A 16,589-nucleotide genomic window follows, 5' to 3' on the forward strand; every position below is an offset into this window, starting at 1 on the left:
ATGAGTCTTTTGAGCTTTGTAAAAGAGGCGGGTGAGAAGCTGATCGACCTGCTGACCCCCGGCAACGCCAATGCCAGTGAGCAGTTGAAGGAACACATCAGCAAGGTCGGGTTGGGTAACCCGAATGTCCAGGCCACCGTGGATGGCGACAAGGTGACAGTCACTGGCGAGGTGGCGAGTCAGGAAGAGAAAGAGAAGATTCTGCTGGCCGTCGGCAATATCGAAGGCGTGGGCAGTGTCGATGACCAGATCACGGTCACCGGGCCGGTGGTGGCCGCCGCACGTTTTGTGGTGGTGAAAAAGGGCGACACTCTCAGCGCGATTTCCCTGGCGGTGTATGGCAACGCCAACCAGTACAACAAGATCTTCGAGGCCAACAAGCCAATGCTCAAGGATGTGAACAAGATCTATCCGGGGCAGACGCTGCGTATTCCTGATTAACAACACACCTGCAGGAGCTGCTTCGGCAGCTCCTGCAACGTTCAGAGTCCGCTGATCAAATCCCGATAATCCTCGACCGCCGCAAATTCCGCCGTGTCCTTCGGTCCCTTGCGACTGTCCGGTTCCTTTACCGCCAACAGATGCGCCACCCCGAAATCCCGCGCACTGCGCAGGATCGGCAAGGTGTCGTCGATGAACAGGCTGCGCGCCGGGTCGAATCCGATATCGGCCTGCAAGGCGTCCCAGAACTGCGGGTTCTCCTTGGGGAATCCGTAATCGTGAGAGCTGATCAGCCGCTCGAAGTAGGGCGCCAGTTCAACCCGTTCCAGTTTCAGCGACAGTGAATCGCGGTGCGCATTGGTGATCATCACCACGCGTTTGCCGGCCCGTTTGATCGCGGCCAGAAAAGTGTCGGCGTCCGGACGCAGGGCGATCAGGTGGGCGGTTTCCAGTTTCAGCTCACGCACCGACAGCTTCAGCTCCGCGCTCCAGAAATCCAGGCAATACCACTGCAATTGACCGGCATGGCGCTCGAACAATGGCTGCAATTCCATTTCCGCCATGGCCCGGCTCACGCCATGCAGTTCGGCGTAGCGCTGCGGCAGGTGTTCCAGCCAGAAGTGGTTGTCGAAGTGCAGATCCAGCAACGTGCCGTCCATGTCCAGCAGAACGGTATCGATGTCGGACCACGGTAATGAAGGCATGGCAACGTCTCGAACGGTAGAAAGATATCCGACACAAACAATCGGAAAAGCCGCGTTATAGTAGCGCGTTCACGCCAAGGAGCTTTGCATGCGCCAGAAACCAACCGTACTCGCCCGGGAAATCGTCGCCACCAGCCGTCTGTTCTGTGTCGAAGAGCTGAAGTTGCGCTTTTCCAATGGCGTGGAGCGTACCTACGAGCGGCTGGTGGGCAAGGGCGCCGGTTATGGCGCGGTGATGATCGTGGCCATGCTCGATGCCGAGCATGCGGTGCTGGTCGAGGAATACTGCGGCGGTACCGACGAGTACGAATTGTCCCTGCCCAAGGGCTTGATCGAGCCGGGCGAGGATGTGCTGGCGGCGGCCGAGCGTGAGCTCAAGGAAGAGGCCGGCTTTGGCGCGCGGCAGCTGGAGCACCTGACCGAGTTGTCGTTGTCCCCCGGTTACATGAGCCAGAAAATCCAGGTGGTGCTTGCCAGCGATCTGTACGAAGAACGACTGGAAGGCGATGAACCGGAGCCAATGCGGGTGGACAAGGTCAACCTGCGGGATCTCTCTTCATTGGCGCAAAATCCGCAATTTTCCGAAGGTCGTGCCCTGGCGGCGTTGTACCTGGCCCGCGATCTGCTGACCCAGCGCGGCGTTTTCCAGTCATGAGTGAGATGTCGATGAGTTTTCCCCATCCGATGATGGCGCCGGTGGTTGAACTGGCGCTGCGGGCCGGCGAGGCGATCCTGCCGTTCTGGCGCGCCGATGTGGCGGTCACCGCCAAGTCCGATGATTCGCCGGTGACCGCTGCGGACCTCGCCGCGCACCATGTGATCGTCGCTGGCCTGACGGCGCTGGATCCGAGCATCCCGGTATTGTCCGAAGAAGACGCCAACATCCCGCAAAGTGTGCGCGCCGGCTGGCAGCGCTGGTGGCTGGTGGATCCGCTGGATGGCACCAAGGAATTCATCAGCGGCAGCGAAGAGTTCACCGTCAACATTGCCCTGATCGAAAATGGCCGCGTGGTGTTCGGGGTGGTTTCGATGCCGACCAACGGACGTTTCTACGTCGGCGGTGCCGGGCTTGGAGCCTGGCGTGGCGATACGGGTGGCACGCCGGTGGCGATTCAGGTGCGTGACGTGCCGGGGCCAGGCGAGGCATTTACTGTGGTCGCCAGCCGCCGTCATTCCAGCCCGGAGCAGGAACGCTTGCTGTCTGGTTTGAGTGCAAGCCTTGGAGAGTTGCAACTGGCCAATATCGGCAGCTCATTGAAGTTCTGTCTGCTGGCCGAAGGTGCGGCAGACTGCTATCCGCGACTGGCGCCGACATCCCAGTGGGACACGGCGGCGGCGCAAGGCGTGCTGGAAGGCGCGGGCGGCGAGGTGTTGGGGTTGAACGGTGAAGCGTTCTGCTACCCGGCGCGGGAATCACTGCTGAACGAGTTCTTCCTGGCGCTGCCAGCAAAAGCGGCGTGGCGCTCGAAGCTGCTGGAACTGGCCCGCTCCTGAGTACATTTCCACACCTCAGCGGTGCAGCACGTACTGCCCGCTGAAGGTCACCGCCTCCTCATCACTGCCCGCATTGACGATCCGCGTCTGCAGGGTCAATCGAGCCCGCCCGTAACGCTGATACATCGCCAGGAATTTCTTCCACACGGCCGCACTCGGCGCCGGGCAGATCGCGATGGCATCGCCGGTCACCGGCAGCGGATAACTGATCTGTCCTTCCTGGATGACGATGTGTCCGTCGTCGATGCCTTCTTCCTTCAAACGCAAATGCAGCCAGCCCCAGCCGGCCAGCACCGCGCCGCAATACAGACTGCCGCCGAACATGGTGCTCTTGTGATTGACGTTGGCCTCCAGCGGCAAGTGCAGGCGCAGTTGCTGTTCGTGCCAGTCGAGCACCTTGAGACCCATGTCCCGGGTCAGCGGGATGTCGTGATGGAGGACGGATTCCAGATATTGGCTGTCGTGCTTCATTCGGATTCGTCTCCATGGTTGCTGCTGTCGGCGAAGTTCAGCCCGTGCTTGCGCAGTTTGTCGTGCAGGGTCTTGCGCGGAATGCCCAGGGCTTCGGCGAGGCTGCGCACCGAGCTGTGCGAGCGGGCCAGCTCGGCGGCGATCAAGGACTTCTCGAAATGTTCCACTTGTTCACTGAGGCCACCGCTGGTGACTTCGATGGTCGCGCCGCTGCCGTCGGGTTGAGAGTTGTCCAGCGCCAGTTCCAGGCCGAGGGCGAAACGCTCCGCCGCGTTCTGTAATTCCCGCACATTGCCCGGCCAGGAGTGACGCAGCAGCAGCGCCCGCTGCGCCGGTTGCAGCTCGTGGGGCGGCAGACCGTGGCGAGCGCTGGCTTCATCGGCATAGTGCTGGAACAGCACCAGCGCGTCCTCACCGCGTTCACGCAGTGGCGGGATGCGCAGTGGCGCGACGTTGAGGCGGTAATACAAGTCCGCCCGGAACCGTCCTTGATCGGCAGCCTGGCGCAGGTCTTCCTTGGTCGCGGCGATGACGCGGATGTCCAGCGGGATCAACTGATTGCCACCGAGGCGTTCGACGACTCGCTCCTGCAGCATGCGCAGCAGTTTTACCTGCACGTCCATGCTCATGCTTTCGATTTCATCGAGGAACAACGTGCCGCCATTGGCGAATTCGAACTTGCCGATCCGGCGCTTCTGCGCGCCGGTGAAGGCGCCGGGCTCATGACCGAACAACTCGCTCTCCACTACCGACTCGGCCAGTGCCCCGGCGTTGATCGCCACGAACGGGCCGTTACGCCGGCTCGACAGATCGTGCAGGGCGCGGGCGACGACTTCCTTGCCGGCACCGGTTTCGCCGAGGATCAGGACGTCAGCCTTGGTCGCGGCCAGTGCGCCGATCTGCTCGCGCAGGCGTGACATCGGGGCCGAGTGGCCGACCAGTCGGGCGCTCAGTTCGTTGCGGTCGCTCAGGGCCATGCGCAGGCTGCGGTTGTCCAGCACCAGACGGCGCAGGGCCAGTGCGCGGCGCACGCTGTCGAGCAGGGCGTCGCTGGCGAAGGGTTTTTCCAGGAAGTCGTAGGCGCCGGCGCGCATGGCCTGCACGGCCAGCGGCACGTCGCCGTGGCCGGTGATCAGCAGCACGGGCAGCTCGGGATCCTGGGCGTGAAGTTCATGGAGCAACTCAAGACCATCCATGCCAGGCATACGAATGTCGCTGACCACCACCCCCGGCCAGTCACGCTCCAGTTGGGCGGCCAGCCCCTTGGCTTCGGACAGGGGAAGGATTTTCAGGCCGGCCAGATCCAGCGTCTGGCCGAGGGCCTGACGCAGGTGCGGATCGTCGTCGATCAGCACCACCTGAATGCGGTTGTCGATGGTCATGCACTTCGATCCTCAGACGGTTGCAGGCTGACCCCGGGCGCGCCGGCGCGCAGCCGCAGGGTGATCAAGGCGCCACCTTGCTTGTGGTTGGCGAACGACAGTTCACCGCCGAAGGCGCGCATCAGGGTTTCGCAAATGGCTAACCCCAGACCAAGCCCCTGGGTGCGGGTCTTGGTGGTGTAAAACGGCTCGCTGGCTCGGCCCAGCGCTTCCATGCAGAAACCCGGACCGTTGTCGCGAATGTACAGATTGACGCCCTCGCCGGTGGATTCGGCACTCAGCCACAATTTGCGCGGCGGGCCTTTCTCGGTCAGGGCATCGAGGGCGTTGGCCAGCAGGTTGCCGAGGACCTGGCGCAGACGGGTTTCCCCGGCCTCGACCCACAAGGTTGCAGCGGGCAGGTCGCGGATCAGCTCCACATCCATGCTCCGACGACGTTTGGCCAGCAACGCCAATGCGTCGTCCAGCGCCGGTTGCAGGGCGACGCTCTCCGGGGCGTGTCGATCGCGGCGGGCGAAAGCGCGCAGGTGGGCGATGATCGACGCCATGCGTCCGGTCAGTTCGCTGATCAACTTGAGATTGCCGCGAGCGTCGTCGGTGCGCTGATGGTCCAGCAGCACTTCGGCGTTTTCCGCGTAACTGCGGATCGCCGCCAGCGGTTGATTGAGTTCGTGGCTGATGCTTGCCGACATGGTGCCCAGCGCCGACAGCTTGCCGGCCTGCACCAGATCGTCCTGGGCGCGCACCAGTTCCTGTTGGGCCTGTTCGCGCTCCAGCACTTCCTGTTTCAGACGCCGGTTGAGTCCTTCCAGATCGCTGGTGCGTTCGGCGACCCGGCCTTCGAGTTCCCGTCGCGCCTTGGCTTCGAAAGCGATCCTTTCCAGATAATGACGGCGGCGCTGCATCATCAGCCCGAGCAACAGCATGACCACCAGCAACGTGGCGCCGCCGACGGCCACCACGGTGCGCACCGGACGGTCGATCAGCGTGCGCGGCGCAAGAATGCTGACGCTCCAGCCGGTTTCTTCAATGTCCCGGGTCTGGGTCAGCCAGGCGCTCGGGCTGAGGTTCAATGGACGCGGCTCGCGGGTCGGATACGGCTGGATCGCGGTAATTGCCGAGCGTTCGTCGCCACTCAAGGGGCGGGTCGAGCGGAAGCGCCATTCCGGACGCGACGTAAGGATGACCACGCCGTTGTGATCGGTCACCAACAGTTGCTCCGGGGTTTTGCCCCACAGACTTTCGGTGTGATCGAGGTCGACCTTGATCACCAGCACGCCGATGATTTTTTCGCCGTTGCGCACGGCCGCGGCGAAGAAGTAGCCGCGCTTGGCAGAGGTGGTGCCAAGGCCGAAGAAGCGGCCAAGGCGCCCGGCCATGGCTTCGCTGAAGTAGGGCCGGAACGAGAAATTGCGCCCGACGAAACTGTCGTGCTTGTCCCAGTTCGACGCTGCCAGCGTACGGCCGGAGGTGTCCATCAGGTACATGACTTCAGCGCCGGTCTGGGCGGCAATGTTTTTCAGCAGGCGGTTGGCGTTGCCCTGGGTGACGCCATCGTCCGGCGCTCCGATGATCGCCCGCAGGGCCGGCAGATCCCCGAGAATCTGTGGCAGCACTTCGTAGCGATGCAGGGTGCCCAGGAGGTTGGCAACGTAGAGGTCGAGCGTCTGGCGGTTCTGCCCGATCAGTTCGCTGCGGTAGTAGCGCTCGGCCAGATGCTCCAGTGGCCACAGCAGCGGGGCCAGGCACAGGGCCAGCAGGGCGAGGCTGCGCCATCGGGGGCGGCGGGGAAGAGTCGGAGTCATGAGCATCGGGCGCCTGTGGATACAGGCACATTATGCCTAGGCTTGCAGTCGCAGTCTGCGCACCCGTTGTCGGGTGCGCAGTCCCGCTGAAGTTTCACACAGGCATTCAGGAAAAGACGTCGGCGTCCTTGAGCAAGGCCGCTGCCTGATCCTTGGCCGAAAGTTTCGGCTCTTCGTCCAACTGCCAGTCGATACCCAGATCCGGGTCGTTCCAGCGAATGCTGCGCTCCGCGGACGGGGTGTAATAGTTGGTGGTCTTGTAGAGGAATTCGGCGAACTCGCTCAACACCACGAAACCATGGGCGAAGCCTTCCGGTACCCATAGCTGACGGTGATTGTCGGCGGACAGACGTACGGCAACCCATTTGCCGAAGTGCGGTGAGCTGCGACGGATATCGACGGCCACGTCGAGCACTTCACCGGCCGTGACGCGGACCAGTTTGCCCTGGGTGTTTTCCAGTTGGTAATGCAAACCGCGCAGGACGCCTTTTTGCGAGCGGGAATGGTTGTCCTGAACAAATTGTGTATCCAGGCCGGTTGCGTCTTGAAAAGCCTTGGCATTAAAGCTTTCGTAGAAGAAGCCGCGCTCGTCACCAAATACCTTGGGTTCGATGATCAGAACACCGGGCAGGTCGGTGGTGATTACATTCATGAAAATTTTCCAGTGGCGGGTGTGGATGGCCGACATTCTTGCGCAAAGTGCCGGTGGGCGCGAGTGCAGACTTGCAAATATGCCCGCCACACAGCGCACGAGGGACGGATGGTCGGGGGTTGCTTATCGCCCGAAGCAGTGGCGATATAGGCGCCTAATAAAATTTCAGGGGTCGTTCCATGTCGTTCGCCACGTTGATTCACCGCGCCAGTCTTCCAGGCCCACAGGTCACTGCAGAGCAGGCCTTGCAGGTACTGTCGCAGCATTACGGGCTGGACGGCACGTTGCAGGCACTGGGCAGTCAGCAGGACCTCAACTTTCGCGTGGACAGTGAGCGTGGGCGGTTCGTGCTGAAGATCTGCCGGGGCGACTATTCACTGGTGGAGTTGCAGGCCCAGCACGCCGGCCTGAAGTATCTGACCGAACATGGCGATGTCCACGTTCCCCGGGTCATCCCGGCCAATGACGGCCAGGACCTGTTGTCGCTGGAGATCGGCGGTGAAGCGGTGCACGTGCGGCTGCTCGATTACATCGAAGGTCAGCCACTGACAGCACTCGATCATCTTGGCCACGAAGTCGTCGCCGGATTCGGCCGACTCTGCGGCGAAATGGACCTGGCCCTGGCCGGGTTCGACCATCCGGGACTTGAGCGCACCTTGCAGTGGGACGCACGCCACGCCAGTGCGTTGATCGAGCATCTGTTGCCGGTGATCAAGGATCAGCACCAGCGCGCATTGATCGCAGAGGCCGCCGAACAGGCCCGTCGCCGTCTGCAACCGTTGCTGGAAAAGTTGCCGGTACAGGCGATCCACATGGACATCACCGATGACAACGTGGTCTGGCAGCGTGATGCCCGGCGGCACTGGCAGTTGCAGGGTGTCATCGATTTCGGTGACTTGGTGCGTACCTGGCGCATCACCGATCTGTCGGTCACCTGTGCAGCGTTGCTGCATCACGCCGGGGGCGATCCGTTCGTGATCCTGCCGGCGGTACAGGCCTATCACGCGGTCAATCCGCTGCAACCCGAAGAATTGCAGGCGCTGTGGCCGCTGATCGTGGCGCGGGCGGCGGTGCTGGTGCTCAGTGGCGAGCAACAGGTCAGCATCGATCCGGGCAATACCTACAGCCGAGACAACCTCACCCATGAGTGGGAAATCTTCCGGGTCGCGACGTCGGTACCGCTGGCGTTGATGGGGGGGGCGATTCTCTCGGCGGTCGGGCAGGCATTGCCGGCCATCGACAGTGAAGGCTTCGTGCCGTTGTTGCCGGGGCTGGTCGGGCGCGAGTTCGCGCTGATCGATCTGGGTGTGTTGAGCGCGCATTTCGAGGCCGGTAACTGGGAACAGCCAGGCATCGATCAACGCCTTTTGAATGAAGCCGCCGCGATCCATGGCCTGGCTGCCAGTCGATACGGGCAGTATCGTTTGTCCCGCACCCGGCCTGACAGCGCCGATGAGCCCGAGACGTTCCCGTTGCACGTTGAGCTGCGTGTGCCTCAAGGGACAGCGGTCGAAGCGCCGTTCGCCGGCGTTCTGCACCTGTCGGCTGACGGTGCACTGCGACTCGACGGCCCGCAACTGAGCCTGCGCCTCTGGGGCGTGACGCCGTCATTGCATGGCGGTGCGGCGCTGGTCAAAGGACAGGTGCTGGGGACGGTGGATGGTCCGCTGATCGTGCAACTGGTTCGCGATGTGCACCTTGAAGCGCCGCTGTTCTGCACGCCGACCCGCGCGTCGGCGTGGCAGGCGCTGTCTCCATCACCGGCAGCGCTGCTGGGCCTGGCCTGCGACGCCGAGCCGGAACTGGACGCGAAAACCCTGCTGGCCCGCCGCGACGCCAGTTTCGCCCGCACTCAAAAACACTATTACGTCGACCCGCCACGCATCGAACGCGGTTGGCGCAATCACCTGATCGACATGCAGGGCCGCTCCTACCTCGACATGCTCAACAACGTCGCGGTGCTCGGGCACGGCCATCCGCGCATGGCGGCGGTCGCGAGCCGACAGTGGTCGCTGCTCAACACCAATTCGCGCTTCAACTATGCGGCGGTCGCGGAATTTTCCGAGCGGTTGCTGAAACTGGCGCCGGAAGGCATGGACCGGGTGTTCCTGGTCAACAGCGGCAGCGAGGCCAATGATCTGGCAATCCGTCTGGCCTGGGCCTACAGCGGCGGTCGCGACATGCTCAGTGTGCTGGAGGCCTATCACGGCTGGACGGTCGGTGCGGACGCGGTATCGACGTCGATTGCCGATAACCCGCAAGCCCTGAGCAGCCGTCCGGACTGGGTGCACCCGGTGACTGCGCCGAATATCTATCGCGGCGAATTCCGTGGCCTCGATTCGGCACCGGACTATGTGCGCAGCGTTGAACACAATCTGGCCAAGATCGACGAACAGAAACGGCAACTGGCCGGGTTCATCTGCGAGCCAGTCTACGGCAATGCGGGCGGGATTTCGCTGCCGCCGGGCTACCTGAAAAAAGTCTATGAACTGGTGCGCGCCCGGGGCGGGGTGTGCATCGCCGATGAGGTGCAGGTCGGCTACGGGCGCATGGGCCACTTCTTCTGGGGCTTCGAAGAGCAGGGTGTGGTGCCGGACATCATCACCATGGCCAAAGGCATGGGCAACGGCCAGCCGCTGGGCGCGGTGATCACCCGTCGGGAAATCGCCGAAGCACTGGAGGCCGAGGGCTACTTCTTCTCGTCCGCCGGCGGCAGCCCGGTGAGTTGCCAGATAGGCATGGCGGTGCTCGATGTCATGGAAGAAGAAAAGCTCTGGGAAAATGCCCGGGTCGTCGGCGGTCACTTCAAACAGCGGCTGGAGGCGTTGATCGATAAACATCCGCTGGTCGGTGCGGTGCATGGCTCGGGGTTCTATCTGGGGGTCGAACTGATCCGTAATCGACAGACCCTGGAGCCGGCGACCGAAGAAACCACGCTGCTGTGCGATCGCCTGCGGGAGCTGGGGATTTTCATGCAGCCGACCGGCGATGACCTGAACATCCTCAAGATCAAACCGCCGATGGTCACTTCGCGTCAGAGCGTGGATTTCTTTGTCGACATGCTGTCGAAGGTGCTGGAAGAAGGCCTCTGAGCCAGCGGCAGTCCGATTAATACCGATTTCTATCGGTATTAATCGTTAAAAACAAAATGTGACATTTGTTTTTAGCTTTTAAAGTCGATATTTATCGTTTATAAAGTCGCCATCGTCCGTCGTCCAAACCTGTTCGGCGCGTTGAACATCCTCGACCGTTCCCTGGAGTCCTGATCGACATGACCACCTTGAAAAGTACCCCACGCGCCGATGGCTTCTACATGCCGGCCGAATGGGCGCCGCAAACCCAGACCTGGATGATCTGGCCCGAGCGTCCGGACAACTGGCGTCTGGGCGGCAAGCCGGCGCAGGCTGCCCACGCTGCCGTGGCCAAGGCCATCGCGCGTTTCGAACCGGTGACCGTGGCGGTCTCCGCCGGCCAGTACGAAAACGCTCGCGCTCGCCTCGACGTGCCGAATATCCGCGTGGTCGAGATGTCCAGCGATGACGCCTGGGTTCGCGACAGCGGCCCGACCTTCGTGATCAACAACAGCGGCGAAGTGCGCGGTGTGAACTGGGACTTCAACGCCTGGGGCGGTTTTGATGGCGGTCTGTATTCGCCGTGGAACCGCGATTCCCAGGTCGGCGGCAAGATCCTCGAAATCGAGCGCAGCCCACGCTACCGCACCGAAGGCTTCGTGCTTGAGGGCGGTTCGATTCACGTCGACGGTGAAGGCACGCTGATCACCACCGAGGAATGCCTGCTCAACCGCAATCGCAACCCGCACCTGAACCGCGAAGAAATCGAAGCGGTGCTGCGCGACAACCTGTCGGTGGACAAGATCATCTGGCTGCCGGATGGCCTGTTCAACGACGAAACCGACGGTCATGTGGATAACTTCTGCTGCTACGTGCGTCCGGGCGAAGTGCTGCTGGCGTGGACCGACGATCCGCAGGACCCGAACTACCCGCGCTGCCAGGCTGCGATGAAGGTGCTGGAAAGCAGCACCGACGCCAAGGGCCGCCCGTTCACGGTGCACAAGATGCCGATCCCGGGGCCGCTGTTTGCGACCGAAGAGGAATGCGCGGGCGTGGATCCGGTGGACGGTACTCAGGAGCGCAATCCGAGCGTGCGTCTGGCCGGTTCCTACGTGAACTTCCTGATCGTCAACGGCGGCATCATCTCGCCAAGCTTCGACGATCCGATGGACGCGCCAGCCCGGGAGATCCTGCAGAAGCTGTTCCCGCAGCACGAAGTGGTGATGGTACCGGGCCGCGAACTGTTACTGGGGGGCGGCAACATTCACTGCCTTACCCAACAGCAACCCGCGCCGCACAAAGAGTGAGTGGGGATGTAACAGCTTGAGTTGATTGGAAAATCGACCGGGCAGTCATTTGTTGCCCACGCTTGAAGAGAAACCCGCAGCCCGTCAGGACTGCGGGTTTCTTTATGTCCGCCGGTCGACAATTTCATTACGTTGGCATAGCTCTTGTATCGCTCATGACGCACTAGGGAGGGGGGAGAACTTCAACAGTTCTGTCATAAACCTTGGATAACGTAGCCGCTCACGAACGGGGAGAGAGCGCTGAAATGAACGCCGAAGTGAACGTAATCAGCGAGCGGACGTTGCATCCCATGGCTGTAAATAGTGAGTCGCTCCAGATTGTCGCGCACTGGTTGAAGTCCAATGGAACGCGTCAGATCAGGGAACCTGATCCGCGCCGGATGATGATCGAGCGTTACCCCGCTGGCCTGTTCAGCGAGGCCGAACTGGATGCACTTTGGGATGTGATGGAAGGATAAGAAGAACAAACAAGGATTGTAAAAAGCGCTGCCGGGATGGCAGCGCTTTTTTTATGGGCGCGAATCAGAAACTGTAGGTGCCGGTCATGACCAGGCTGCGCGGCGCGCCCGGCTGGATCTGGAAGGCGCTGGTGGCCGAAGCGTAATACTCGCGGTCGGTGATATTGTTCAGCGCTGCGCGCAGGTCCCAGTCCTTGTGGCGGTAGCCGACCAGCGCGTCCCAGCGCCCGTAGCCCGGCAACACGGTGGTGTTGGCGTTGTCGGCGTAACGCTGGCCGACCAGGGTCAGGCCGGTTTCGCCGTACCAGCCCATCTCCGGTTTCCAGGTCAGGAACAGGCTGCCGTTGTGCTTGGCCACGTTGTTGACGCGTTTGCCTTCCAGGCCGTTGTTGTCCTTCTCGATGGTCGCGTCCTGTACACCAACGCCGCCGCGCACGTACCAGTTGCCGACGATCTTGCCGGTGCCGGTCAGTTCGATCCCGCGTGAACGCTGCAAACCGCTCATCACGGTCAGAGTCGGATCGACCGGGTCGGTGGTGCGGCGGTTGTAGAGTTCCAGCTCGTAGATCGCCAGGGTGGTGCTCAGGCGATCGTCGAGCCAGTCGCTCTTCACGCCGATTTCCTTCTGCTTGGTCAGCTCCGGGCTCAGGTCGTTGCTGTTGCCGGCCGCACCCGGGGTGATCCCGATCAGACCGCCGCCGACCGGCGAGAAGGTCTTGGTCCACGACGCGTAGAACGAATGATTCTGCAACGGTGTCCAGACCACGCCGAAACGCGGGCTGGTGCTGTGGCTGTCACGGTCTTCGGAAATGTTGCGCAGCTTGTTGGTCGACTCGATGTCGAAGGTGTCGTAGCGCAGGCCGGCCAGCAGTTGCCATTGATCGTTCAGGCGCAGTTGATCCTGAACGTAGATCGCGCGGCTTTCGACTTCAGTGTGGCTGCTGCTCGACACCTGCATGCGCCCGGTGTGGCGCTGGCTGCGATCCGGGTTGTATAGATCCAGCGACGGCACCGGCTGAGTGCCCCGGCCAGTGGCCGCGTTGAACAGCGTCGGATCGCGGCGCTGGCTGCCGGTTTCGATCCCGGTCAGCAGGCGGTGCTCGAGGCCGAAGGTGTCGAATCCGCCTTCCAGTTCGACGTTGTTGTAGACGTTGCGGGTGGTCAGGTCCTGTTGCCAGTGCTGGCGGTTGACCTTGTTGGTTTTCGCGTCGAAGCCGGTGAGGTAGGTGTTGTCGAAATCGCTGTCGAGCTTGAACACACCGAGGGTGTGGCGCAGTTGCCAGTTGTCGTTGAGTTCATAGCTGAGTCGCGAGCGCAGGGATTGCGTCTTGTCGTCGATGAAGTCGTGATCGTTGCCGTAGGTCGTGTCCCGGCCGACATCCGCCGGACGTCCACCAACCCCGGGAATGCCGCGATCCGGCGTGCGGTTGTAGCGGCTGTATTCGTATTGCACCAGCCAGTTCAGGTCAGGCGTGAGCTGCCAGCTCATCGACGGCGCGAACAGTTTGCGGTTGCCGCTGACGCCGTCGCGGAAGCTGTTTTCGTCCATGTTGCCCATGTTCAGGCGCAGGCTGATGTTCTCGCTCGGGTCGGCGCTGAGGTCGGCGTACAGGCTGCGCAAATCTTCGCTGCCACCCTGGGCCTCGATGGTCGAGCGGCGGCCGGCCTCGGGGGCCTTGCTGACGCGATTGACGATCCCGCCCTGGCTGCCACGGCCGTACAGCACGGCGGCGGGGCCCTTGAGCACTTCGACGCGTTCGATGTTGTGCAGATCGCGCTTGTACTGGCTGTCGTCGCGAATGCCGTCCAGATAGAAGTCGTTGCTGGCGTCGAAACCACGGATGCGCAGGCTGTCGAAGCGCGTATCGCCGCCACCGCTGACGTTGGGAATCCCGCTCAGGGCGTCTTCGATGTCATTGATGCCGTAGTCCGCGACGTTGGCGGTCTTGATCGAGTCGATCGCCTGCGGCACGTAGCGCACCGGGGTGGAGGTGCGGGTCGCGGTGTTGCTGACTTTTACGCGCGGGTCGTCGATCTGCGTTTCGGCACTGATCGACGTGGCGGGAAGCTCGGTCGCAGAGTAAGCGAAACCAGAGCACAAAAAGGCAGAAAGCCCAAGCGTGACGGGCGTGAGACGGAACGGGGCAGGCATTGAAAAGCGCATCCGAAAGGGTGGAAGAATTCGAGCGCGCGAATGGTAATGCTTTGCATTTGCTTCCGTTAATTATTCTGGAAAAGTTCCGTGGTTTGATTGTGTCAATTTGTTTCTGGTTTGTATCTGCGCGGATAACGACTGCATTCGACCGATTGCCGAAACAGACTGAAAGCCATTCCGGCGTTTTTCTGCAACCGCCGAGGGACTAACGTGGCTGCCATCGATTTCCCGGAGTTTTCACATGACCCTTCACTACATTTACGACCCTCTGTGCGGCTGGTGCTACGGCGCCAAACCGCTGGTACAAGCCGCACAACAAGTGCTGCCGGTAATCGCTCACGCAGGCGGCATGATGACGGGTGCCAACCGTCAGAGCGTTTCACCGCAACTGCGCAATTACGTGATGCCCCACGACCGGCGCATTGCCGAGTACACCGGGCAGCCGTTCGGCGAAGCCTATTTCGAAGGCCTGTTGCGTGATCACACGGCGGTATTTGATTCCGCTCCGCCGATTGCCGCAGTCATGGCAGCTCAAAGCATCGATGGGCGTGGCGTGGAACTGCTTGGGCGTTTGCAAACCGCACACTATGTAGAAGGCCGGCGAATTGCCGATGAGTCCGTCCTCGTGGAGTGCGCGGTAGAGATGGGCTACGAGGCGGACATGTTCCTCAAAACCCTGAAAGCGACTGACACCGATCAACACATAAAGAACAGCCGCGCATTGTTGGCGAAACTTGGTGGCCAAGGCTTCCCGACCTTCGCGCTGGAACAGGACGGCCAGTTCACCCTGATCGATATCGGCCCGTGGCTCGGCAAACCGCAGGCGTTTGCACAATGGTTGAGCGAGTCGATTCCGTCGGCACCCGACGCGCAAGCCTTGCCGGTCTGTGGCCTCGACGGTTGTGCGTGACCGGGCATCAAATCCCTGATTACAGGCATTTCCCCGCACGCAGCTTTCGAAAAATTTACTTTTATTAGACGATTTTTGCCTATTTAAAGACGATTCTTGAAATTGACACATTGTTCAGGGCGCGGCTACGATTCGGCCCAACGCCTGTGGCTAACCGCCATGACTCAAAATCAGGAGCAGGCCCGCCATGACATGTCTTGAGCGGGCCTTTTTGTTTCGGGGTGAATAAAAGAGTGCATCAAGCGCCGTTTCAGCCGTTCGACACAGCGCGTTTCAACCCGTAATAAGGAAAACAAAATGTTGAACAAGCGGATCAGTCTGATCGCATTGGGGATGTTGAGCGCCACTCAGGCCATGGCTAACGACCAGGCCGAGTCCAAGGGTTTTGTGGAAGACAGCAGCCTGAAAGTGCTGCTGCGCAATGCCTACATCAATCGTGACTACAAAGACCGCACCCAGGACAAAGCCGAGTGGGGCCAGGCGGCCATCGGTACGTTCTCGTCCGGTTTCACCCAGGGCACTGTCGGTGTGGGTGTGGATGCATTCGGTCTGTACGCACTGCGTCTGGACGGCGGCAAGGGCCGCAGCGGCGCTGGCGGTATTGACTTCTTCAAGCAGGGTGACAGCGGCAACGCGGCTGACGACCTGTCCAAGGGCGGCGCAGCGGTGAAATTCCGTCTGTCCAGCACCACCCTGACCTACGGCGACCAGATGCCGGCCCTGCCGGTGCTGAACTACGACAACTCGCGTCTGCTGCCGGAAAGCTACACCGGTACTTTGATCACCTCCAAAGAGATCAAGGGCCTGCAACTGGATGCCGGTCGTTTCACCGCCGAATCGCGCAAAAGTGCTGAAGGTCGTGACAGCGGTGGTCTGAAGTCGATCAACGTATTGGGCGGTAGCTACCAGTTCACCGAACAGTTCAAGGCTGCGCTGTACGCGTCCGACGTCGAAGACGTGATGAAGAAGCAGTACGTGAACGCCAACTACGTGTTCCCGATCGACAAGGATCAGTCCCTGACCCTGGACTTCAACGGCTATCGCACCAAGCTGGACAAGTCTTACGCCGAGCTCAAGAACTCCGGCGGCCAGGACAACAAGATCTGGAGCCTGGCAGCGACCTTCGCCACCGGCCCGCACTCGTTCACCGTGGCTCACCAGCGCAGCACCGGCGACAGCAACCTGGGTTATCCGTACGGCGGCTATCAGAACGCCGGTGCACGTCAGGGTGACGGCGGCAACACCATCTACCTGGCCAACTCCTACTGGTCGGACTTCAACGCTGAAGACGAGCGCAGCTGGCAGTTGGGCTACGGCCTGGACTTCGGCGCATTCGGTGTGCCGGGTCTGAGCTACAACTTCGCTTACGTGCGTGGCGACAACATCACCACAGACACCAGCACCGGTGGCACCGAGCGTGAAATCTTCAACCAGTTCAAGTACGTCGTGCAAAGCGGCCCGGCCAAAGACCTGAGCGTGAAGGTGCGCAGCTCGATCCTGCGCGTGTCGCAGAAGTCCAGCGATTACAACGTCGGTGGCAACGAAGTGCGTGTGTTCGTGGATTACCCGATCAACGTCTTCTGATGATCGGCTGAACCCGCGAAACGCGATAAAAAACCCCGACTGGTTCGGGGTTTTTTTTTGACGGTTTTTCTGAAAAAAACATGAAAACCCGTGTTTTTGTCATTTGAAATGCACTTTCAAGCCGTTTCAAATCGCGTTTCAAACAGGGCTTTAAA

14 protein-coding genes are annotated in these 16,589 nt (G+C 61.3%); 8 read left to right on the forward strand and 6 right to left on the reverse strand.

Going from position 1 to position 16,589, the window contains the following annotated elements; all coding sequences use genetic code 11:
* Complete coding sequence (gene lysM / locus CAG02_RS15745) at positions 1 to 441, forward strand: peptidoglycan-binding protein LysM (RefSeq protein WP_065257779.1); 441 nt, start codon at positions 1 to 3, stop codon at positions 439 to 441.
* A gap of 41 nt (positions 442 to 482) precedes the next feature.
* Here the strand turns inward: lysM and yrfG are convergent, their stop codons facing one another.
* Positions 483 to 1,145, reverse strand: coding sequence for a GMP/IMP nucleotidase (gene yrfG, locus CAG02_RS15750; RefSeq protein WP_085712728.1), 663 nt, complete (start codon positions 1,143 to 1,145; stop codon positions 483 to 485).
* A gap of 88 nt (positions 1,146 to 1,233) precedes the next feature.
* On the opposite strand from yrfG, the gene nudE reads away from it, so the two are divergent.
* Positions 1,234 to 1,800, forward strand: a complete 567-nt coding sequence (gene nudE, locus CAG02_RS15755) for an ADP compounds hydrolase NudE (RefSeq protein ID WP_085712729.1) — start codon at positions 1,234 to 1,236, stop codon at positions 1,798 to 1,800.
* Between the two features lie 5 nt (positions 1,801 to 1,805).
* Positions 1,806 to 2,639 carry a 3'(2'),5'-bisphosphate nucleotidase CysQ gene (cysQ, locus tag CAG02_RS15760; RefSeq protein WP_085712730.1) on the forward strand — a complete coding sequence of 278 codons (834 nt, stop codon included), beginning with the start codon at positions 1,806 to 1,808 and terminating at the stop codon, positions 2,637 to 2,639.
* Positions 2,640 to 2,654: 15 nt separating this feature from the next.
* Here the strand turns inward: cysQ and CAG02_RS15765 are convergent, their stop codons facing one another.
* From CAG02_RS15765 to rfbC, 4 genes are all read right to left on the reverse strand, one after another.
* Positions 2,655 to 3,110 carry a YiiD C-terminal domain-containing protein gene (locus CAG02_RS15765; protein WP_085712731.1) on the reverse strand — a complete coding sequence of 152 codons (456 nt, stop codon included), beginning with the start codon at positions 3,108 to 3,110 and terminating at the stop codon, positions 2,655 to 2,657.
* Complete coding sequence (locus CAG02_RS15770; RefSeq protein ID WP_085712732.1) at positions 3,107 to 4,492, reverse strand: sigma-54 dependent transcriptional regulator; 1,386 nt, start codon at positions 4,490 to 4,492, stop codon at positions 3,107 to 3,109. Before CAG02_RS15770 ends, CAG02_RS15765 begins: the two co-directional genes overlap by 4 nt.
* Entirely contained in the window at positions 4,489 to 6,297 is a 1,809-nt protein-coding gene (locus CAG02_RS15775; protein ID WP_085712798.1) for an ATP-binding protein, read from the reverse strand. Before CAG02_RS15775 ends, CAG02_RS15770 begins: the two co-directional genes overlap by 4 nt.
* Before the next feature lie 106 nt (positions 6,298 to 6,403).
* Positions 6,404 to 6,949 carry a dTDP-4-dehydrorhamnose 3,5-epimerase gene (gene rfbC, locus CAG02_RS15780; RefSeq protein WP_085712733.1) on the reverse strand — a complete coding sequence of 182 codons (546 nt, stop codon included), beginning with the start codon at positions 6,947 to 6,949 and terminating at the stop codon, positions 6,404 to 6,406.
* A gap of 179 nt (positions 6,950 to 7,128) precedes the next feature.
* Between rfbC and CAG02_RS15785 the strand changes: the two genes are divergently transcribed.
* The 3 genes from CAG02_RS15785 (at position 7,129) to CAG02_RS15795 (ending at position 11,785) form a co-directional block, all read left to right on the forward strand.
* A complete protein-coding gene (locus CAG02_RS15785) occupies positions 7,129 to 10,041 on the forward strand; it encodes an aminotransferase (RefSeq protein ID WP_085712734.1) in 2,913 nt (970 codons plus the stop codon).
* A 179-nt stretch (positions 10,042 to 10,220) separates the two neighbouring features.
* On the forward strand, positions 10,221 to 11,327 hold the full coding sequence (gene aguA, locus CAG02_RS15790; protein ID WP_085712735.1) for an agmatine deiminase: 1,107 nt from the start codon (positions 10,221 to 10,223) through the stop codon (positions 11,325 to 11,327).
* Between the two features lie 245 nt (positions 11,328 to 11,572).
* On the forward strand, positions 11,573 to 11,785 hold the full coding sequence (locus CAG02_RS15795; RefSeq protein ID WP_065257771.1) for a hypothetical protein: 213 nt from the start codon (positions 11,573 to 11,575) through the stop codon (positions 11,783 to 11,785).
* Between the two features lie 64 nt (positions 11,786 to 11,849).
* Here the strand turns inward: CAG02_RS15795 and CAG02_RS15800 are convergent, their stop codons facing one another.
* Entirely contained in the window at positions 11,850 to 13,937 is a 2,088-nt protein-coding gene (locus CAG02_RS15800; RefSeq protein ID WP_085712736.1) for a TonB-dependent siderophore receptor, read from the reverse strand.
* A gap of 244 nt (positions 13,938 to 14,181) precedes the next feature.
* On the opposite strand from CAG02_RS15800, the gene CAG02_RS15805 reads away from it, so the two are divergent.
* On the forward strand, positions 14,182 to 14,850 hold the full coding sequence (locus tag CAG02_RS15805) for a DsbA family protein (protein ID WP_085712737.1): 669 nt from the start codon (positions 14,182 to 14,184) through the stop codon (positions 14,848 to 14,850).
* A gap of 297 nt (positions 14,851 to 15,147) precedes the next feature.
* Positions 15,148 to 16,434, forward strand: coding sequence for an OprD family porin (locus CAG02_RS15810; RefSeq protein WP_085712738.1), 1,287 nt, complete (start codon positions 15,148 to 15,150; stop codon positions 16,432 to 16,434).
* The last annotated feature ends 155 nt before the right edge of the window (positions 16,435 to 16,589 follow it).

Origin of the sequence: Pseudomonas sp. R43(2017), assembly GCF_002112345.1 — a bacterium.
Taxonomy (GTDB): domain Bacteria; phylum Pseudomonadota; class Gammaproteobacteria; order Pseudomonadales; family Pseudomonadaceae; genus Aquipseudomonas; species Aquipseudomonas kribbensis.